This window comes from Mycobacterium rhizamassiliense (assembly GCF_900157375.1).
GTDB lineage: Bacteria > Actinomycetota > Actinomycetes > Mycobacteriales > Mycobacteriaceae > Mycobacterium > Mycobacterium rhizamassiliense.
Genome location: NZ_LT721901.1, coordinates 5,296,146 through 5,317,536 on the forward strand (window position 1 = coordinate 5,296,146; position 21,391 = coordinate 5,317,536).

A 21,391-nucleotide genomic window follows, 5' to 3' on the forward strand; every position below is an offset into this window, starting at 1 on the left:
GCGACTCAGGGCGCCACGAGGACGTGACCGGTGATGCCGCTAGCCCCGTAAGAGCCACCGGGGTAGACGGTGACGATTTCGCCGGGCTCGATGGTGAGGACGCCTCCCGCTTTGACGGGCACGCTGGCCCCGGCGTTGACCGTGAGGGTGCTGCCGGTGTCGATGGTGAAGGTACCGCCGGAGTTGACCGTGACGGCGCCACCCGAGTTGACGGTGACGGCGCCGGAATCGGTGAAGGTGCCACCGGAGCCGACCACCACCGCGCTGCCGGACTTAATGGTGACCACACCACCGGAATCGATCGTCAACGTCCCCGAATCGGTCACCAGATAACCGTTAGTCAACACACCACCAGACGGGACAGTCACCGCCCCACCGGAATTGATCGTGACCGCACCACTCGAATTCACCGTCAGCGCACCCGAATCAGTCAACGTGCCACCCGAGCCCACCACCACCGCGCTCTTAGCACCAACCGTGACCACACCACCGGAATCCACCGTCAACGTACCCGAATCCGTCACCAGATTCGCATTCGTCAACACCCCGCCAGACCCCACCTCCAGCGTCCCACCCGAATTAATGGTCACGGCATAGGAATTGGTCAACGCACCCGAATCAGTCAACGTGCCACCAGAACCCACCACCAGGGTGCTCTTGGATCCGACCGTGACAGCACCGCCGGAATCGATCGTCAACGTGCCCGAATCAGTCAGGGCATGAGCATCGGTCAACACCGCGCCGGACCCAACCTCCAGGGTGCCACCGGAATTGACGGTGACCGTGCCGGAGTTGGTCAGAGCATGAGCATCGGTGAAGATGCCCCCGGAATTCACCACCAGGCTGCCACCAGAATTGACCGTGACCGTCCCCGAATCGGTAAGAGTACCCGAATCGACCAGCGTGCCACCGGAACCGACCGTCAACGTGCTACCGGAATTGACCGTCATGCTCGCGCCCGACGGGATGGTCACCGTCCCCGAATCATTGATAGCACCCGAACCATTCAACGTGCCGTCAACCATCAACACGCCACCGGCCTTGACCGTGACGACACCGGAATTGAGAGTGACCGTACCGCCCGAATCGATCGTGACAGCGCCCGAATCAGTGACCAGATAACCATTGGTCAACACACCACCGGAGCTAACCTCAACGGCCCCACCGGAATTGACCGTCACCGCACCACCCGAGTTGACCGTCAACGCACCCGAATCAGTCAACGTGCCACCGGAGCCGACCACCACCGCGCTGCCGGACTTAATGGTGACCACACCACCGGAATCGATCGTCAACGTCCCCGAATCGGTCACCAGATAACCGTTAGTCAACACACCACCAGACGGGACAGTCACGGCCCCACCGGAATTGATCGTGACCGCACCACTCGAATTCACCGTCAGCGCACCCGAATCAGTCAACGTGCCACCCGAGCCCACCACCACCGCGCTCTTAGCACCAACCGTGACCACACCACCGGAATCCACCGTCAACGTACCCGAATCCGTCACCAGATTCGCATTCGTCAACACCCCGCCAGACCCCACCTCCAGCGTCCCACCCGAATTAATCGTCACCGCGCCCGAATTAGTCAGGGCGTGAGCATCCGTCAGGATGCCCCCGGAGTTAACTACCAGGCTGCCACCGGAATTGACCGTGACAGCACCCGAATCGGTGAGAGTCCCCGAGTCGGTCAAGGTGGCACCGGAGCCGACCACCAGGCTGCCACTGGAATTGACGGTGACCGCACCACCGGAGTTCACGGTGACCGCACCCGAATCGCCCAAGGTGCCGGAGTCGGTCAGGACACCACCGGAGCCGACCACCAAGGTGCTCCCGGATTTCACGGTGACAGCACCGCCGGAATCGATGGTGACCACGCCCGAGTCGGCGAGGGTATGCGCATCGGTCAACACTCCGCCGGACCCAACCTCGAGGGTGCCACCGGCGTTGACGGTGACCGTACCGGAATCGGTGAGGGCGTGAGCATCCGTCAGAATGCCGCCGGCGTTAACCACCAGGCTGCCACCGGAATTGACCGTCACCGTACCCGAATCGGTCAGCGTGCCGGAATCGGTCAAAACGCCACCCGCGCCGACCGTCACGGTGCCACTGGAATTGACGGTGGCCACGCCACCCGAGTTGACGGTGACGGTACCCGAATCGGCCAGGGCACCGGAGTCGGTCAGAGTGCCACCGGCGTTAACCACCAAGGTGCCACCCGAGTTGACCGTGGCGGCACCGCCCGAGTTGACGGTGACGGCGCCGGAATCGGTGAAGGTGCCACCGGCGTTAACCACCAACGAGCTCCCGGAGTTGACCGTGACAGCACCACCCGAGTGCACGGTGACGGTGCCCGAATCGGTCAGGACATGAGCATCAGTCAAAACCCCGCCGGCGTTAACCACCAAGGTGCCGCCGGAATTGACCGTGACCGCACCCGAATTGGTGAGAGTAGCGGAGTCGGTCAAGGTGCCACCGGAGCTCACCACCACGGCGCTACCGGTTTTAACGGTGACGACACCGCCGGTGTCGATGGTGACAGTTCCCGAATCGGTGACCAGATTTGCATTGGTCAACACACCGCCGGAGCTAACCTCAAGGGCACCACCGGAATTGACCGTCACCGCACCCGAATTGGTCAGGGCGCCAGAGTCGGTGAAGGTGCCACCGGAACCGACCACCAGGCTGCCACCGGAATTGACGGTGACCGTACCCGAATCGGTGAAGGCACCGGAATCGGTCAAGCCAGCACCGGAGCTGACCACCAGGGTGTTACCGGAATGCACGCTGAGCGCACCACCGGAGTTGACGGTGACCAGGCCCGAATCGGTGAAGGCACCGGAGTCGGTCAGCACACCACCGGAGTTAACCACAACGGAGCCACCGGAATTCACGGTGAAGGCGCCCGAATCGGTGATCGTCCCTGAATCACTCAGAGTGCCACCGACGACGAAGCTGCTGCCGGAGTTGAGGTTGATGGTACCGCCGGAGTCGATGGTGACAGTGCCTGAATCGACGAGGGCATGGGCATCGGTCAGGACGCCGCCGGAGGCGACCTGCAAAGTGCCACCCGAGTCCACGGTGACGGTACCCGAATTGACGAAGGTACCGGAGTCAGTCAGGGTGCCCCCCGACGAGACTTCAAGGCCGCCACCGGAGTTGAGGGTGACCGTGCCGGAATTGGTGAAAGTGGTATTGACGTAGAGGGCACCGTTTTCGGTGAAGGTGCCACCGGTGTCGACCGTCAGGGTGCCCCAGTCGGTGAGGGTGCCGGAATCAGTCAGGGTGCCGCCGTGTGCGACCTCGAGGGCGCTGTTGTCATAGAGGAGGATGCTGCCGCCAGCCTGGTCGGTGAGGGTGCCACCGGACTGGACGATGGTGGACCCACCGTCGAGTCCGAAGATATTGCCGCCGGACTGGACGGTGATGGTGCCGTAGTCGGCGACGGTGCCGTAGTAGTTGAACGTGGCGCTGTCCTGGACGGTGATGGCGCCGTAGTTGGTGAGGAAGGCGTCGGACTCGGTGGTCAGATAGGCGCCGGGCTGGACGGTGAGGGTACCGGTGGGGTTGACGGTCAGGGTGCCGGCGTCGGTGATGTTGCCACCGTAGGCCTGAATGGTGATCTGACCAGTGTCGATCAAGGTGCCGTCGGGTCTGATGGCCAGATAGCCGCCGGAGTCGACGGTCAAAGTACCACCGTTGTTGAGGGTGCCACCGTCGAGGGACAGGTAGCCGCTGGGAGCGACCTCAAGAGTGCCGTTTGGGTCGACGGTCAGGGTGCCGCCGGATTGGATGAGGGTGCCCGTGTCGGTGAGCGTGGCGTGAGGTTCGACGATGATCGTACCGGAGTTGAGGTTGAGAGTACCGCCGGAGTCGATGGAACCGAACGCGCTGTTGTCGATGGTGACGGCGCCGTAGTCGTTGATGGGACCGGAGTTGTTCAGGGTGCCGGTGACTTCGACTTCGAGGGTGGCACCGGATTGGACATTGATGGTCCCTGCATTGGTGAGAGTGCCGGCGTCGGTAAGCGCGCCGGATTGAATAGTGATGGTGCCGGTATTGGTGAGGGTGCCGTTCACGGTGATGGTGCCGGTGTTGGTGAGCATGCCGGCGTTGGTCAGCGAGCCGGCGTTGAGCGGGCTGGTGGCGGCGTCGACGGTGAGATTGCCGGCGTTGGTGAGCGTGCCGCCGGTGTCAACCTCCAACGTGCTGCCGGAGGCGACTTCGAAGCTGCCGCCGGATTGGATGTTGAGGGTGGCACCGGATGGGACGTCGAAGGTGGCGCCGTTGTCGACGAGGACGCTTTGGCCGGATGCGACGGTGTAAGTGCCGCTGACTGTGTAGTTGCTGCTGATGGTCATGGTGGGGGCATTGGTGGCTCCGGCGGTGGTACCGGTGGTACCGGTCGTGCTCCCGGTCGTACCGGTCGTGCTCCCGGTGGAGCCCGGAGATGGCTGTAAGGGGCCCGAGCTCTGCATGAGGCCCGAGCTCTGCATGGGACCCGAGCTCTGCACGGGGCCCGAGCTCTGCATGAGGCCCGAGCTCTGGATGGGGCCCGCGCTGCGGCTGCTGGTCACGTTGCCGACGGATTGGGCCACCGCGCGCGCCTGGTCGAGCTGCCCGTTCTGGTTGGTGGTCTGCGGCGGTTCGCTGAACGAGGTGAGGGTGCTCGCGGACTGCGAAGCGCCGGCATAGCCGTACATCGCGGTGGCGTCCTGGACCCACATCTCCGCGTATTCGGCTTCGGTGGCCGCGATCGCCGGGGTGTTTTGCCCAATGAAATTGGTGGCGACCAATGCCATCAACCGCGCGCGGTTCGCCGCGATCAGCGGCGGCGGCACCGTCATCGCGTACGCCGCCTCGTAGGCCGCCGCCGCCCCGTATGCCTGGGCGGCGGTCTGCCCGGCCGCCGCCGCACTGGCCTGCAGCCACTCCACGTAGGGGTTCGCCGCGGCCGTCATCAGCTCGGCGGACGGCCCCGACCACGCCTGCCCCGTCAGCTCCGCGACCGTCGAGGAGTAACCGGCCGCGGTGGACTCCAGCTCAGCGGCCAGTGCGTCCCAGCTCGCCGCGTTCGAGAGCATCGGCGCCGACCCGGGCCCGGCATACATCAGCCCGCTGTTGACTTCCGGCGGCAGCAACGCGAAGTCCATGCCTATGTCTCTTTCTTTTTTTCTTTTTTCGATTGCTCTCAGTTAGGCGTGGTGATTCGTCGGCTGGATGCCGTCAGGTATTCGGGTCTGTGGAGGTGGCGAAAATGTACCTGAAGACGATGCCGCAAGCGACGCATTTCAAGCTGAAATTTGGATGAAGCCGCAGCGGCCGGCCAAGAATCGATTCGAAAGAAAAGCGTTGGGCCGTGTGTCGCTTCGTGGGCCGTGCCGCTCGGGCTCGAACCCGCGCGGTGGCTGCTCGACGCCGGCGCCGCGACCACGCTTTTCGCGGGAGCAGTACGCGGGGGTTTCCGCGGATGCAAATCCGTCCATAATTACCGTCATGGCAGACCGAACCGAACGCAGCGGTCCTGAGCGCAACCGGATCAAGACCCTCACCCAGGCGGCGCTGAATGCCGACAAGACGGTGGAGCAGGTCGAAGACGTGCTCGACGGTCTGGGCAAGACCATGAACGACCTGACCAGCTCGCTATCGAACCTCAACAACACGGTTGCCCGCCTCGACGGCGGCCTTGATCATCTCGAGAGCACCATGGAAAGCCTCGACGCACTCGCGAAGCGGCTGATCACTCTCGTCGAACCGGTGGAGGCCATCGTCGCGCGCATCGACTACATCGTGAGCGTGGGCGAGACGATGATGTCCCCGCTATCGGTGACCGAGCATGCCGTGCGCGGCGTGATCGACCGGCTACGGAGTCGGCCCTCGACGGGTCCCAAGGAGTAGGTCGTGACCGGCGTGGTGCCCACGCCCCCGTGCGCGGAGGGCACCGGTCTGCCGTGGGATGTCCCGGTCGATGACGGCGTCGCCGCAATCGCCGCCGCGCGCGCCCGCCACGGCGACACCTTCGCCGTGCACAGCGGGCCCGACCACTACCTGTTCACGTTCTCGCCCGCGGGTGTCGAATCGTTCTATGCGCTCACCGAGGAGGCGGCCAGCAAGGGCGTCGCGGACTACCTGATGTTGCGGCGCAAGCTGCCCGACGACATCTTCGCCGGACGTCGTACGCTGCCGAACACGCTGTTCCGCCGCGACGACGTGGCCGGGTATCTCGCGAACCTGGACCACGCGCTCGAACAAAGCATCACGGAGCTGGGGCCGGCCGGCTCGGTCGACGTCTTCGATCTCGCGCGACGGCTCGGCCATCGGATGGGCCTGGCCTCGTGGGCGGGACCCGGGTCGGCCGACGGCGCCGCCTTCGAGCGCCTGGCGCGTGCCTTCGACGCGCTGGACGGCTCCGACGCATTCGTCCACCCGGATCGGATGGCGGCGGTGGCGGCGACGGAGAAGCGCGCCGAGCGGGCCGCGCTGGACGAGGTCAGCGAGATCGTCTCGACCGCGGTGCGCCGATTCGACGACGGCGACGACGACTCTCAGGGGCTGTTCGGCCGGATTGTGGCGGCGTGGGACGATGCACCAGATCGACTGCAAGGCATCGCGTTTGATGTCGCGCTGATCCACATCGCGTCCATGTCGAATCTGGCCGCCGCTGTTGGCTGGGCGTTCGTGGATCTGCTTGAGCATCCGGCGGCACTAGAACGAGTCTGCTTGGGCGACAACGATTTTACGCAGCGCTGCGCGCTTGAGTCAACGCGGCTGGCGCAGCGCTCGATCATGACTCGCACGGTGCTGGCTACGGTCGACTTCGACGACGGTGCGGTCAGCTATCAGGTGCCACCCGGCTGGAACATTGCGACCCTGCTGCCGCTACTCAACACGTCGGCCGCCCCGGGCCTGGAACAGTGGGATCCCGATCGGTGGACACGTCACCGCCTGACCGAACCGAACGCTCTCCCGTCGCCGATGCTGGTCACGGCGTTCGGGCACGGGCGCCATTCGTGTCCGGCCCAACCGTTTTCGCTCGCGGCTATGACGGCGGCCACGTCGCGGCTGCTCCGCGAGTACCGGATGACACCGCGCTGGACGTCACATCCGCTGCCCGTGCCCGCGCAGATCGGCGGCGTGGCGCGGGCGGCGGGGCCGTGCCCGGTGGACTACCTGAGGTAACGCAGCGAGTTGACCCGTCGCTTGCGGGTAGCCAGGATTTGTCGGACCCCTCTGCTTTGATGACGTCATGCCGTTCCCCGCACCGTCTCCTCTGGCCGAAAACGTTCCGCGGCGGCTGGACGTGTTGCTTGAGGAGTTGGCGGAGTTGGGCGGTCAACGCAATGCGATTGATGGCCGGGTTGTGGAGATCGCCGCGGAGATGGAGCGCGACGAGTTGTGTGGCGCCACGGGTGCGCGGTCGGTCACCGCGTTGGTGGCATGGAAGCTCGCCGCGTCCTCGGCGAACGCACACACGATCACCACCGTCGCGCGCCGGCTCAAGGAGTTTCCCCGCTGTGCTCAGGGCATGCGGGAGGGTCGGCTGTCGCTGGATCAGGTCGGCGTGATCGCGGCGCGGGGAGGCGAGGGATCCGATGAGCACTACGCAGAGCTCGCCGCGGTCGCGACAGTCAACCAGCTGCGTACCGCGGTCAAGCTCGAACCGCGACCCGAACCGGAACCCGAGCGCGAGGCCGAGCCCGACCTGCGACCCTCGATCACCAGGACCTCCGACGACGAGGGCAGCTGTTGGCGGATCAAACTGCCGCACCACGATGCGGCGAAATTCGACGCGGCATTGGACTCGCACCGGGATGCGTTGTTCGCCGAGTGGAAAAGCGATCACGGCGATGACGAGGACGCCTTGGAAATCAGGCCTCCGTTGCCGACCACGGGTGAAGCGTTCATGCGCCTGGTCGAGGCCGGGTGGGACGTCGAGGCGGCCCGCCGCCCACACGGGCAGCACACCACGGTGGTGGTGCACGTCGACGTCGAGCAGCGTGCCGCGGCACTGCATCTGGGCCCGGCGCTCACCGAGGCCGAACGCCAATACCTGACCTGTGACGCCACCTGTGAAGTCTGGTTCGAACGTGACGGCGAGCCCATCGGCGCCGGCCGAACCACCCGCCAGATCAACCGGCGGCTACGCCGCGCGCTCGAACACCGGCACCGGACGTGCGCGGTTCCCGGCTGTGGCGCCACCCGCGGTCTGCACGCACACCACATCGTGCACTGGGAAGACGGCGGCCCCACCGAAATGGCAAACCTCGTGCTGCTCTGCCCTTATCACCACCGATTGCACCACCGTGGCGGCATCACCATCACCGGCCCCGCAGACGATCTGCGTGTCGCCGACAGCCACGGGCGATTACTCAGCCCGGGATCGCTAGCCCGGCCGCCAACCCAACCTCCACCCGCGGTGCCGCCCTGCCTAGGACCTACCGGCGAGCGCGCCCAATGGTGGTGGTATCAGCCCTTCCAACCGCAGCCACCACCAATCCACGCGGGGCAGGCTTAGCCGCTGTTGCGCAGCGCGCTCGCCAAACCGTTCATGGTCAACAGGATTCCGCGCTGCACCAGCTCGTCGTCGTCGCCGGAACGGTAGCGGCGCAGCAATTCCACCTGCAGGTGGTTCAGCGGCTCCAGGTAGGGGAAGCGGTTGAACACCGAACGCGCCAGCGCCGGGTTGTCGGCAAGCAGGTCGTCGTGCCCGGTGATCAGCTTGTGCATGGCGATCGTACGCTGATGTTCTTCGACGATCTTGTCGAACACCCTGTGCCGCAACGACTCATCGTCCACCAGCTCCGCGTAGCGGGCCGCCAGGCCCAGATCGCTTTTCGCCAGCACCTGCGCCATGTTGGACAGCACGCCCCGGAAGAACGGCCAGCGTTCGTAGAGGTCGCGCAGGGCCTGCACGCGCTCGTCCTCCGGGCCGGCGGCGATCCACTGCTCGAACGCCGCTCCGGTGCCGTACCAGCCGGGCAGCATGACCCGCGACTGGCTCCACGCCAGAACCCACGGGATGGCGCGCAGGTCGGCGATCGACTCGGTGGGCTTACGCGAGGTCGGCCGGCTGCCGATGTTCAACGAGCCGATCTCGCTGACCGGTGTTGACTGTTTGAAGTAGTCGACGAAACCCGGTGTGTCGTGCACCAATTCGGCATACGACCGCTGGGCCAGGCCGGCGATCTCGTCGAGCACCGCGTATGCGGGTTCCGCGGTGTCGCCGAGCCCTTCCACATCCAGCAACGTCGACTCCAGCGTGGCCGCCACCAGGCTCTCCAAATTGCGCCGGGCCAGCTGCGGCTCGGCGTATTTGGCGGCGATGATCTCGCCCTGCTCGGTCAGGCGCAGCGAGCCGTTCACCGCTCCCGGGGGCTGCGCCAGGATGGCCTGGTAGCTGGGGCCCCCGCCACGCCCCACGGTGCCGCCGCGACCGTGGAAGAGCCGCAACCGAATTCCTGTCTTGCGGGCCACCTCGACCAGGTCCAGCTCGGCGCGGTACACCGCCCAGTTGGCCGCCAGGTAGCCGCCATCCTTGTTGGAGTCGGAGTAGCCCAGCATCACTTCCTGCCAGTCATCCCGGGCCGCCACCAACGTCCGGTAGAACGGAAGGTCCAGCATCGCCTGCAGGATCGTCGCGCCGTTGTGCAGATCGTCGATCGTCTCGAACAACGGCGAGATGCCCACGGGGCAAAAGGGTTCGGAGCCCGACGCATCCAGCAGGCCGGCCTCCTTCAGCAGGATCGCGGCTTCCAAGACGTCGGACACCGACTGGCACATCGAGATGACGTAGTTGGGTACCGCGGCCGGGCCGTAGCGCACCACGGCGTAGGCCGCGGCCTCGATCACGGCCAGCTCTTTGTGGGCCAGCTCGGACAGCCGGGCGCGGTCGCTGAGTAGCGGTCGCCGGGTGCTCAGCTCGGTGGTGAGCAGCTCGACCCGCTCGTCCTCGGGCAGCGAGGCGTAGTCGGGGTGCACACCGGCCCAGGCCAGCAGCTCGGCAACCACCTCCTCGTGCACGTCGGAGTTCTGCCGCATGTCCAGGCCGGACAGGTGAAAACCGAAGGCGTGCACGCCTTCTCGCAACAGCGCCAGCCGGTCGCCGGCCAACAGCGCGCTGCCGTGGCCGCGCAGCGATTCGTCGATCGTGTCGAGGTCGGCGCGCAGCTCGTCCGGCGTGGCATACCGCGACAGCCCCAGGTCGAGCACGTGCTGCGGTTGCCTGTCCAGGATTTCGGCGGCGGTCGCGCTGAGCCGGCCGCGGATCAGCCGCACCGCCCGCCGGTACGGCTCGTCGGTTCGGGCCTCCTCCGGGCACGCCTCGGCCAGGGCGGCCAACTGCGGCGTGACGGCGACCAGGCGCGCCGAAATCGACAGCTCCTGCTCGAGATCGGTGAGCTCGACCAGGTAGTGGGCCAGGGCGGTGAACGCGGCGCTGCCGGTGGCCCGCCGGACCACTGCCGCAGTCACATTCGGGTTGCCGTCGCGGTCGCCACCGATCCACGAGCCCGGCTGCAGGAACGGCCCCGACAGCAACTCGGCGTCGGGCCAGCGGCTGCGTAGCGCCTCGCGCACATCCGCGTTCACCTGCGGGATCACCTCGAACAGCGCGGCCGCGTAATACCGCAGACCGACGTCGATCTCGTCGGTGATCTGCAGCCGCGAAAGCCGGATCAGTGCGGTCTGCCACAGCGTCAGGACCTGGCGGCGCAGCTCGCGTTCGATGTCGCGGCCGTCGTCGGTCTCGGTGTGGCCCTCGGCGTGCAGCCGCATCAGTCTGGTGATCCGGTGTTGGGTGACGAAGACGGTGCGGCGCCGCGTCTCGGTCGGATGGGCGGTGATCACCGGGGAAATCACCGCGCCCTTCAGCGCGTCGGCGATGGTTCCCGAATCCAGCTCGGCCACGTCGAGTTTCGCGTAGGTGGCGGCCAGGCTGCTGTCCTGCGGTGGATCACCGGCGCCGACGTGAACGCGGCGCCTGCGCTCGCGGTGGATGTCCTCGGCGACGTTGGCCAGCAGCGCGAAGTGGCTGAACGCCCGGATGATCGGCACCGCCAGGTGGATGTCGATGCCGTCGAACATGTGGGAGATCTCGGTTCGGTCGATCTCGGAGCGCCGCACCCGGAAGGACTCCACGCGGGCCCGCTCCACGAGGTCGAAAACCTCGTCACCGTTCTGTTCGCGGACGGTGTCGCCCAGGATGGCGCCGAGCAACCGGATGTCGGCCCGCATCGGCTCGGTGGCCTCGCGACCGACCTTGGTTCGCTGCACGGCACCGATCGGCGCCAGCGCGTCGGAAACCTCAGTCATGAATTCCAGTATCCGGGCGAATCGCGTGGGCCGCCCGCCGAAGGAAGGTCAGCGGTACTTGATCTGCAGGGCCATGCCGACGATGCAGACCAACCAGATGGCGACGACGAAGTACGTCAGCCGGTCCAGGTTCTTCTCCACGACCGTCGACCCGGACAGGCTCGACTGCACGCCTCCGCCGAACAGCGTCGACAGGCCGCCACCCTTGGCGCGGTGCAGCAGCACCAGCAGCACCACGAGGATGCTGGTGACCACCAGGGTGATCTGCAGGCCCAATTCCATGAAAGACACCCTACCGAATGCCCCGGTCGCCTTAGGCCAGGCCTAGGGCAGCGGCCCACCGGCGGCGATGGCGGCCAAGGTGGCGAACTGCTCCCCGTCCAGCGAAGCTCCCCCGATCAGACCGCCGTCGACGTCCTCCTGCGCGACGATCTCGCCGACGTTCTTGGCGTTCACCGAGCCGCCGTAGAGCACCCGCACGGTCTCGGCGATCTGGGGCGACGCCAGCGCGCCCAGCTCCTTGCGGATCGCCGCACACACCTCCTGGGCGTCGGCGGCGCTGGCCACCCGTCCCGTGCCGATCGCCCACACCGGCTCGTAGGCGATGACCACCTTGGCGATCTGCTCGGCCGTCAGGCCGGCCAGCGAGCCGCGCAGCTGCGACTCGCAGTGGCTGACGTGCTCGCCCGCCTCGCGAACCTCCAGGTGCTCGCCGATGCAGACGATCGGCGTCAGCTCGTTCTTGAGCGCGGCGGCCGCCTTGGCGGCCACCAGGGCGTCGTCCTCGTTGTGGTAGGTGCGCCGCTCGGAGTGCCCGACGACGACGAAGGTGCAGCCCAGCTTGGCCAGGAACGCCCCGCTGATGTCGCCGGTGTAGGCGCCCGACTCGTGCTGCGACAGGTCCTGCGCGCCGTAGGTCAGCCGCAGCTTGTCGCCGTCGACCAGGGTCTGCACGCTGCGCAGGTTGGTGAACGGCGGCAGCACCGTGACGTCGACCTTGTCGTAGTACTTGTCCGGCAAGGCGAATGCGATCTTTTGCACCAGCGCGATGGCCTCAAAGTGGTTGAGGTTCATCTTCCAGTTGCCGGCGATCAGTGGCGTGCGGCTCACGAGTCTCCTTCGCTTGGCTTGACGTGGCTTAAGAAGGTTGAGCCCGAGTCAACACCTCGACGCCGGGGAGCGTCTTGCCTTCGAGGTATTCCAGCGACGCCCCGCCGCCGGTGGAGATGTGCGAGAAGTCACCTTCGGCGATGCCCAGCGCACGCACCGCGGCCGCGGAGTCGCCGCCGCCGACCACGCTGAAGGCGCCCTTGCCGGTCGCGCCGACGATCGCCTCGGCCACGCCCTTGGTGCCCGCGGCGAACGCCGGGAACTCGAAGACGCCCATCGGGCCGTTCCAGAAGATGGTCTCGGCGTTGGACAGCAGCGTGGTGAAGCGTTTGACCGAGCCCGGGCCGATGTCCAGGCCCATCTGGTCGCCCGGGATCGCCTCGGCCGGCACGGTCTGCGGCGACGCGTCGGCCGCGAACTTGTCGGCCACCACGATGTCCACCGGTAGCCGCAGCACGTCGACGTAAGTGTCGAGCAGCCGGCGGCAGGTGTCCACCATCTCTTCTTCCAGCAGCGACTTGCCGACCGAAAAGCCTTGTGCAGCAAGGAATGTGAAGCACATTCCGCCGCCGATCACGATGCTGTCGGCCTTGGTCGCCAGCGATTCGATGACCCCGAGCTTGTCGGACACCTTCGACCCACCGAGCACCACGGCGTATGGGCGCCTGGTCGAGGCGGTCAGCTGCTCGAGCACCTGGATCTCCCCGGCGACCAGCTTGCCGGCGTAGTGCGGCAGCAGCGTGGCGACGTCGTACACCGAGGCCTGCTTGCGATGCACCACCCCGAAGCCGTCGGAGACGAAAGCGCCTGTGGGCCCGACCAATTCGGCGAGCTGACGGGCCAGGGCCAGCCGCTCGCCGTCGTCCTTGCTGGTCTCCCGGGCGTCGAAGCGGATGTTCTCAAGCAGCAGCACGTCGCCGTCGGTCAGCCCCTCGGCGCGGGCCAAAGCGTCACCCCCGACAGGGGAACGATCGGGGCCGCCGGCCAGCTGAACGTGCCGGCCCAGCTGCTCGCCGAGTGCCGCGGCGACCGGGGCCAGCGACAGCTTGGGATCCGGGCCGCCCTTCGGACGGCCCAGGTGCGCGGTCACCACCAGCCTGGCGCCCGCGTCGAGCAGCGCCTGCAGCGTCGGGACCGACGCGGTGATCCGGCCGGCATCGGTGATGGCACCCTCGTCGTCGAGCGGGACGTTCAGGTCGGAGCGCACCAGCACGCTGCGACCTGAAACGCCTTCGGCGAGAAGGTCTTCGAGGGTAGGGAGCGTGGACTCCGGCACGGCTAGAGCGACTTGCCGACCAGCGCGACCAGGTCAACGAGGCGGTTGGAGTAACCCCACTCGTTGTCGTACCACGACACCACCTTGGCCTGGTTGTCGATCACCTTGGTCAGGCCGGAGTCGAAGATCGAGCTGTGCGGGTCGGTGACGATGTCGCTCGAGACGATCGGCGCGTCGTAGTACTTCAGGATGCCCTTGAGCTTGCCCTCCGCGGCGGCCTTCATCGCGGCGTTGATCTCGTCGGCGGTCGCGGACTTCTTCAGCTCCGCGGTCAGGTCGGTGACCGAGCCGGTGGGAATCGGCACCCGCAACGCGTACCCGTCGAGCTTGCCCTTCAGCTCGGGCAGCACCAGCCCGATGGCCTTGGCGGCACCGGTCGACGTCGGCACGATGTTGAGGCCCGCGGCGCGGGCGCGGCGCAGGTCGCTGTGCGGGCCGTCCTGCAGGTTCTGGTCCTGGGTGTAGGCGTGGATGGTCGTCATCAGGCCCTTGACGATGCCGAACTCGTCGTTGAGGACCTTGGCCAGCGGCCCAAGGCAGTTCGTGGTGCACGACGCGTTGGAAATGATGTTCTGGCTGCCGTCGTACTTGTCGTCGTTGACGCCGAGCACGATGGTGATGTCCTCGTCGCTGGCGGGCGCGGAGATGATGACCTTCTTCGCGCCGGCGTCCAGGTGGCCCTGGGCCTTGTCGCGCTTGGTGAACAGACCGGTGGATTCGATGACGACGTCGACGCCGAGGTCACCCCAAGGCAGCGCGGCCGGCCCCTCCCGGACGGCGAGCGCCTTGATCTTGGCGGGGCCCACGACGATGGTGTCCTCGCCCTCGAGGGTGACGTCGTGCGGCAGCCGGCCCAGGATCGAGTCGAACTTCAGCAGGTGCGCCAGCGTGCTGTTGTCGGTGATGTCGTTGACCGCCACCACCTCGATGTCGGCCCCCGAGCTGCCCGAGCCCTGCTCCTGCTGGGCCAGCAATGCCCGGTAGAAGTTGCGTCCGATACGACCGAAGCCGTTGATGCCTACTCGGACAGTCACGTGTCTCTCCCTCTTCGCTTGTCCGCTGATGAACCACTCGTCGTCAGCCTAGATCAGTAGGTACAACGGTTGCGGGGCCGGTCAGAGTCCTCCGACCGCGGGCAATGACGCACGTCACAGCGCGGCGCCCGGTTCGCTGGGAAAACCGGCTACCTGGCGGCGCGCTGGCCGGTCACGTGCACCGGGAACTCGTCGCCGGGCTCGGGCCACGGCTGGCGGCTCAGCATGTCGTCGACGTTGACGTAGCCGGCCTCGATCACCCCCGCCTTGGCGTCCACGATGCGATACCACTGCTTGCGGGTGTGGATCGGTTGGCCTTCCAGGACGATCACCCGGACGTCACCCTCGGCGAAGTTGCAGCGCCTCTGCACGGCGGCCAGCAGTTGCTCGTTGTGCAGGTGGCCCTCGCCGAAGTTCCAGCCGACCAGCGGTCCGGCGACGATCTCGCCCTCCCGAATGCTGTAGGAGGCCTCGTCGTCGATGGCCCGGGGCAACAGCCCGTTGAGCGCCCGCCCGTGCGTGTGCATCGCCCGGAACGCCGCCGTCTTGTCGCTGACGATCTCCGCGGTCGCCGGGTCGTAGAGCTTGGCGAGCTGATTGACCACCAGCGGGGAGCTTTTCACGACGTTGGCCTCGATCGTCGCCTCGGCGCCCACCCGGAAGCACCACACGCTGGTCGCCCAGTTTCCGGCGTAATAGCGCATCGCCGGAAGGAACGAAACCTTCTCCGGGAAAAGGTTTCCGAGCGGCACGAAGGCAAGCGCCACAACGAGAATCGCCAGCAGCAGCGGCGAGTCGAGATCGACCGCGCGGATCGCGCCGTAGTGCCCGAACAGATAGAACAGCGAGAAGATGATGAAGACGTTCCACTCCAACGGAACCCCCATCGGGAGGTTGGACAGGATGTTGAGGTGGAAGAGCACCATGAACCCGATCAGGTACCAGCGCCACGGTTGACCGTCGGCGACGAACACCAGAATCGCCGGGACCAGGAACTCCGCGGTGGTACCCCCGACGTGCGCCATCACCTTCGGCACCCAGGACGGGCGCAGGTCGTTGACGGGGTCGAGATAGAGCCGGTGCTTGAGCGGGTTGAACAGCTTGCTGCGCAGCAGCGCATTGTTGCTCGTCATCACCGACACGACGTACGGGAAGTGGTGGTTGAGCTTGGAGGTCGCCGCGCCCCACCACAGGCCCAGGATGACGATCTTGAACGCGGCGATCTGATCGATGAACGGAAAGAAGAACACGATCAGTTTCAGCCAGTAGTGCTCGCCGCGGGCGGCCAGGAAGATCGTCTTGTCGCGCAGCCCCAACAGCGCCAGCGCGACGACCATCGGGATCACCAGGACGGGGTCGAGCAATCCGACATCGCCGTCGGCGGTGACCGGTCCCCCGCTGCCGGGGGCCAACAACGCCCACAGCGCGTCGATCAGCACGGTGGCATACAGCGCGACGTCGACCGTGGTACGGATGTCGCCCGCGGTGAACGGAACCTTGCCGGGCCAGGCGGGCAGCCGAATCGTGTTGGGCCGCAACCAGAAAAGGAACCCGCCGATCGGCGGCATGAACCGCCCGGTCAGCGGTCCCGATCCGCAGCCGAGGCCGAGCACCTCGAACAGCAGGGTGAAGACGACGGCCTTCTGGTAGACGATCGGCTGCGTCCACCAGTCACCGATGTGGCCCAATCCGCCGAAGCCGGGGGTCAGCGAGATGATGGCGGCGGGAGCGGCGACGTACAGCCCGATCTTGATCAGGTAGAGCAGATACACCCCGGACGGCGTTCCGAATCCGTGCTCCACCCAGTGCCGGGTCACGATCTGCAGCCGCGCCGCCCTGGGCCGGGTCTGCCAGGTGTCGGGATCGACGTCGGGAAGCTCTGGCGTGATGAAACCCATGGCCGCCTCGTTCCTTTTGCAAGACCAGCTGGCCAATACAATCTAGCGGCATCGCGAACGCCCGCGGCGATTTCCCACGCGAGGGCCGTCGAGCCGATACTGCGGTGGTCGAAAATCGGTGTCACAGGGGGTGTTTCATCCACCTGAATCGCTCAGCGCCCGGCGGTCCTCGCGGACCATGAGCCGTGGCCGGCGCGGGAGACCTGGGCGGAGCCCGGGGCGGCGAATCGGCGTTGCAGCTTCTCGATCATCGCGGTCAGGGCCTCGCGCTCCTGCTCCTCCATGCGCGCCTGGCGCCGAAGACCGGACGCTCCTTCCGCATTGCCGCTGGCCTCGGCGCCGGTAATGCTCTTCCGGAGTCCCTCGATCCGGTGCTCGACCATTCGCCGGTTCTGATGGAGCAGCCGCAGGAAGTAGTCGGCCTGTCGCTGATCGGCCTGCTCGGCCACGGCGGCGGCGCGGTCGGCCTCGCCGGTGGGCCGGCTCGCGGCCGGCAGCGTGGCGGCGACCGCCGTCTGCCGGGAATGCACCGCAGCGGGCCGGTTTGCGCCGTGGGGCCGGTGCCGAAAGTCACGAGCGCTGCGCTCGGCTAGCGAGCGGGTAGCAGGCTCGTCGGACACACCGGCAGGGTCCATCGGGTCTTCTCTCGAGGGCGGAGGGGCGCTGGGCGTGCGTAACGATAACCCCCCGACCGGCGCGGCGCCATATCTAGCGCGGCCACTTTCGCGGGCGTAAATAAATGCCTGGTCGAGGCGGTGAATCGCGACGATTCGGCGGGCGGGACGGGCTCCGTGCGACCCGGGTCCGCTGCGGCGCCCACGCCCCGACGGTACTCAATCATGCTGTGCGGCAACGGCATTGGTGCGACGGTCCCGCTGCGGCGCGCGCCTCGGCAACCTCGAATGCGATGTCGATCACTGTTCTGGCCCCGAGAGCACCGCCCGGGGAGTGTTTGCCTATTGCCGATCGGGGGAACCGCCTAGCTACCATCGAGGGACTCAACGCGGCAATGACGTTTCGACGGAGCCACAAGGGGGCCTCAAGTGAACGACGTGAGTGATAGCGGCGGCCCCGAAGACGGGGACCCCGAGCTCGGCAAATTCGACCCCGGCCTGACCCAGCGCCTGATGGGCGTGATGCGGCCGATCCTGAAGACGTACTTCCGCTCCGAGGTGCATGGCCTGGACGGCTTCCCACCCGGCGGCGCGCTGGTGGTCGGCAACCATTCCGGCGGCATGTTCCCGATGGACGTCCCGATCTTCAGCGTCGACTTCTACGACAAGTTCGGCTACGACCGGCCGGTGTACACGCTGAGCCACGACATCCTGTTCATGGGCCCGACCAGCGGCCTGTTCCGCCGGACCGGCTACATCCGGGCCAACCGCGAGAACGCGGCCACGGCTTTGCGGACCGGCGGCGTGGTGGTGGTCTTCCCCGGCGGCGACTACGACGCCTACCGGCCGACGCTGTCGGAGAACGTCATCGACTTCAACGGCCGCAAGGGATACGTCAGCACCGCGATCGAGGCCGGCGTGCCCATCGTTCCCGCGGTGTCCATCGGCGGCCAGGAGACGCAGCTCTACCTGACCCGCGGCACCTGGCTGGCCGAACGCCTGGGCATCAAGCGGCTGCTGCGCAGCGCGATCCTGCCGGTGTCGTTCGGGTTCCCGTTCGGGTTCAGCGCCGCCATTCCGCCGAACCTGCCGCTGCCCACCAAGATCGTGACGCAGGTGCTCAAGCCGATCCACATCACCGAGCAGTTCGGCGAGGATCCCGACATCGACGAAGTCGACGCGCACGTGCGGTCGGTGATGCAGGAGGCCCTCAAAGACCTCGCCGCCAGTCGCCGCTTCCCGATCCTGGGCTGAGCCATGGCTTCTCCCCTCGATCAGGTGCGAGGCGTCCTGGGCATCGTGGACACGCTGGCACGCGCCCGGATGATCGCGCCGATGCGACCCGACCGCTACCTGCGGATGGCCGCCGCCATGCGCCGCGAAGGCATGGGCATGACGGTGGGCTTCGCCGGCGCCGCGCAGCGCTGCCCCGACCGTCCCGCCCTGATCGACGAACTCGGCACCCTGACCTGGCGCCAGCTCGACGAGCGGATCAACGCGTTGGCCGCCGCGCTGCAGCAGTTGCCCTCGGGCCAGCCGAAGGTGATCGGCATCATGTGCCGCAATCATCGCGGCTTCGTCGAGGCGTTGGTGGCCGCCAACCGGATCGGCTCCGACGTCGTGCTGCTCAACACGTCGTTCGCCGGACCCGCGATGGCCGACGTGGTGAACCGCGAAGGCGTCGACGCCGCCATCTACGACGAGGAGTTCACCGAGACGGTGGACCGCGCGCTGGCCGACAAGCCGGATGCCACCCGCATCGTGGCGTGGAGCGACGGCCCGCACGAATTGACCGTCGAGAAACTCATCGCCACCCACACCGGGCAGCAGCCACAGCGCACCGGCGACAAGGGCAGGATGATCCTGCTGACCTCCGGCACCACCGGAAGTCCCAAGGGCGCCAAGCAATCTGGCGGGGGCGCCGGCATCGGCACGCTGAAGGCGATCCTGGACCGCACGCCGTGGCGCGCCGAGGAGACGATCGTGATCGTGGCGCCGATGTTTCACGCGTGGGGCTTTTCGCAATTGATCTTCGCCGCCTCGATGTCCTGCACGATCGTCACCCGGCGCAAGTTCGATCCCGAGGCCACGCTGGAACTGGTCGACCGTCACCGGGCCACCGGCCTGGCCGTCGTCCCGGTGATGTTCGACCGCATCATGGACCTGCCCGACGACGTCCGGAAGCGTTACAGCGGAAAGTCATTGCGCTTTGCGGCCGCGTCGGGATCGCGGATGCGGCCCGACGTCGTGACCGCGTTCATGGATCAGTTCGGCGACGTGATCTACAACAACTACAACGCGACCGAGGCCGGCATGATCGCGACCGCCACCCCGGCGGACCTGCGTGCGGCGCCCGACACGGCGGGCAAGCCGGCGGGCGGAACCGAAATCCGAATCATGGACCCGGAATTCAACGAGCTGCCCGCCGGCGAAGTCGGCACCATCTACGTCCGCAACGACACCCAGTTCGACGGCTACACCTCCGGCAAGACCAAGGACTTCCACGCCGGGTTCATGTCGTCGGGGGACGTCGGCTACCTCGACGACGCCGGACGGCTGTTCGTGGTCGGCCGCGACGACGAGATGATCGTCTCCGGTGGCGAGAACGTCTACCCGATCGAAGTGGAGAAGATTTTGGCGTCCCACCCCGAGGTGGCCGAGGCCGCGGTGATCGGTGTGGCCGACGAGCAGTACGGCCAGCGGCTGGCCGCGTTCGTCGTCCTGGAGCCCGGTTCGTCGGCGACTGGCGACGGCCTCAAGCAGCACGTGCGCGACAACCTGGCCAACTACAAAGTGCCACGCGAAATCTCGGTGCTCGACGAGCTGCCCCGAAGCAGCACGGGCAAGATCGTGCGCGCCGACCTGCAAGCACGGGTCACCGGCTGATGCGGCGCCCGAAACCGCGGCCGCTGGCGCGCGCGGCGGTGGAATTCATCAATGCCGCCAACGGATTACGACCGCTGGCCCGCAAGGGCTACAGCACGGTGCTGGTGTTCTCGTTCGGCTGGCCGACGTCGGAGGTGCCCGGCGTCTACTTCACCGCCTCGCTGCTGGACGTGCTGCGGCGCGGCTGGCGCGGTGACTTCGCGGGACGGCGCGGCAAGGCGGCGCTGGCCCTGACAGCGGCCTCCTGGGCGATCCTCGGCGTGATCCGCTATCGCGGCGTCACCACACCGGGTCCGGTGCTGGAGGCGGGCCTGCGCGACGAGCTGGGGCCCGACTACGCCGAGGCGCTGACCGCGCTGCCGAGCAGCGAGCCCAAGCGCCGGGGGCGGCGCAACCTGCCACTGGGCAACACCGTGGCCCGGCGCCGCTATGTCGAGAAGACCAACGTGGTGTCCTACGGCCCGCACCGCGCCAACAAGGCCGACATCTGGCGCCGCCGCGACCTGCCGCGCGACGGCAAGGCGCCGGTATTGCTGCAGGTGCCCGGCGGGGCGTGGATGATCGGAATGCGCCGACCGCAGGCCTATCCCCTGATGAGCCACCTGGCCGCCCGCGGCTGGGTGTGCGTGTCCATCGGCTACCGCGTCTCGCCGCGGCACACCTGGCCGGACCACATCGTCGACGTCAAACGGGCGCTGGGCTGGGTCAAGGAGAACATCGCCCAGTACGGCGGCGACCCCGACTTCGTCGCGATCACCGGCGGCTCCGCGGGCGGGCACCTGTGCTCGCTGGCCGCGCTGACACCCAACGATCCGAAATACCAGCCGGGGTTCGAGGACGCCGACACGTCGGTGACCGCCGCGGTCCCGGTGTACGGGCGCTACGACTGGTTCTCCACCGAGGGCGAAGGCCGCCGCGAATTCGTCGAGCTGCTCGAAAAGCTGGTCGTCAAGCGGAAATTCGACGCCCACCGCGACATCTACGTGGACGCGTCGCCGATCCGGCGGCTACGGGCCGACGCGCCACCGTTTTTCGTCCTGCACGGCCACGACGACTCCCTCATCCCGGTCGGCGAGGCAGCGGAGTTCGTCGAGGAACTGCGCGCGGTGTCGAAGTCGCCCGTCGCCTACGCCGAATTGCCCAACGCCCAACACGCTTTCGACATCTTCAGCTCGCCGCGGGGGCACCGGTCGGCCGAGGCCGTCGCACGCTTCTTGTCATGGGTGTACGCGACCAAATACCTGAACCGCGACTGACCGC

General features: G+C 67.0%; 14 protein-coding genes. 6 read left to right on the forward strand and 8 right to left on the reverse strand.

The window, feature by feature from the left end; translation table 11 throughout:
* Positions 1–5: 5 nt before the first annotated feature.
* Positions 6–5,156: a PPE domain-containing protein gene (locus MRAB57_RS24990; protein WP_077089737.1), complete on the reverse strand. Its 5,151-nt coding sequence runs from the start codon at positions 5,154–5,156 to the stop codon at positions 6–8.
* 334 nt (positions 5,157–5,490) lie between these two features.
* Here MRAB57_RS24990 and MRAB57_RS24995 point away from each other — a divergent pair, with 334 nt between their 5' ends.
* The 3 genes from MRAB57_RS24995 to MRAB57_RS25005 all read left to right on the forward strand — a co-directional run bounded on the left by MRAB57_RS24995 (position 5,491) and on the right by MRAB57_RS25005 (position 8,518).
* Positions 5,491–5,901: an ATPase gene (locus MRAB57_RS24995; RefSeq protein WP_077090837.1), complete on the forward strand. Its 411-nt coding sequence runs from the start codon at positions 5,491–5,493 to the stop codon at positions 5,899–5,901.
* Positions 5,902–5,904: 3 nt separating this feature from the next.
* Entirely contained in the window at positions 5,905–7,182 is a 1,278-nt protein-coding gene (locus MRAB57_RS25000) for a cytochrome P450 (protein WP_077089738.1), read from the forward strand.
* 67 nt (positions 7,183–7,249) lie between these two features.
* On the forward strand, positions 7,250–8,518 hold the full coding sequence (locus MRAB57_RS25005) for an HNH endonuclease signature motif containing protein (protein WP_077089739.1): 1,269 nt from the start codon (positions 7,250–7,252) through the stop codon (positions 8,516–8,518).
* Here the strand turns inward: MRAB57_RS25005 and ppc are convergent.
* From ppc to MRAB57_RS25040, 7 genes are all read right to left on the reverse strand, one after another.
* Complete coding sequence (gene ppc / locus MRAB57_RS25010; RefSeq protein ID WP_077089740.1) at positions 8,515–11,313, reverse strand: phosphoenolpyruvate carboxylase; 2,799 nt, start codon at positions 11,311–11,313, stop codon at positions 8,515–8,517. The two genes, MRAB57_RS25005 and ppc, sit on opposite strands and share 4 nt — an antisense overlap.
* Positions 11,314–11,361: 48 nt before the next feature.
* Complete coding sequence (secG, locus tag MRAB57_RS25015; protein ID WP_077089741.1) at positions 11,362–11,595, reverse strand: preprotein translocase subunit SecG; 234 nt, start codon at positions 11,593–11,595, stop codon at positions 11,362–11,364.
* Positions 11,596–11,637: 42 nt separating this feature from the next.
* The gene (gene tpiA / locus MRAB57_RS25020) at positions 11,638–12,423 is read right to left on the reverse strand and encodes a triose-phosphate isomerase (RefSeq protein WP_077089742.1); all 786 of its coding nucleotides are present in this window, start codon (positions 12,421–12,423) and stop codon (positions 11,638–11,640) included.
* A gap of 28 nt (positions 12,424–12,451) precedes the next feature.
* Entirely contained in the window at positions 12,452–13,699 is a 1,248-nt protein-coding gene (locus MRAB57_RS25025; RefSeq protein WP_077089743.1) for a phosphoglycerate kinase, read from the reverse strand.
* Between the two features lie 2 nt (positions 13,700–13,701).
* On the reverse strand, positions 13,702–14,733 hold the full coding sequence (gene gap / locus MRAB57_RS25030; RefSeq protein ID WP_077089744.1) for a type I glyceraldehyde-3-phosphate dehydrogenase: 1,032 nt from the start codon (positions 14,731–14,733) through the stop codon (positions 13,702–13,704).
* A 149-nt stretch (positions 14,734–14,882) separates the two neighbouring features.
* A complete protein-coding gene (locus tag MRAB57_RS25035) occupies positions 14,883–16,631 on the reverse strand; it encodes a DUF3556 domain-containing protein (protein WP_077089745.1) in 1,749 nt (582 codons plus the stop codon).
* Between the two features lie 152 nt (positions 16,632–16,783).
* Positions 16,784–17,266: a hypothetical protein gene (locus MRAB57_RS25040; RefSeq protein WP_157900661.1), complete on the reverse strand. Its 483-nt coding sequence runs from the start codon at positions 17,264–17,266 to the stop codon at positions 16,784–16,786.
* A 492-nt stretch (positions 17,267–17,758) separates the two neighbouring features.
* Here MRAB57_RS25040 and MRAB57_RS25045 point away from each other — a divergent pair, with 492 nt between their 5' ends.
* Genes MRAB57_RS25045 through MRAB57_RS25055 form a run of 3 tightly spaced genes read left to right on the forward strand, consistent with a single transcriptional unit; the run spans position 17,759 to position 21,387 of the window.
* A complete protein-coding gene (locus tag MRAB57_RS25045; protein WP_425436828.1) occupies positions 17,759–18,499 on the forward strand; it encodes a 1-acyl-sn-glycerol-3-phosphate acyltransferase in 741 nt (246 codons plus the stop codon).
* Between the two features lie 3 nt (positions 18,500–18,502).
* On the forward strand, positions 18,503–20,131 hold the full coding sequence (gene fadD12, locus MRAB57_RS25050; protein ID WP_077089747.1) for an acyl-CoA ligase FadD12: 1,629 nt from the start codon (positions 18,503–18,505) through the stop codon (positions 20,129–20,131).
* Positions 20,131–21,387 (forward strand): alpha/beta hydrolase, encoded by a 1,257-nt coding sequence (locus tag MRAB57_RS25055; protein ID WP_077089748.1) that lies wholly within the window; start codon positions 20,131–20,133, stop codon positions 21,385–21,387. The genes fadD12 and MRAB57_RS25055 overlap by 1 nt, the downstream gene beginning before the upstream one ends.
* Positions 21,388–21,391: the final 4 nt, after the last annotated feature.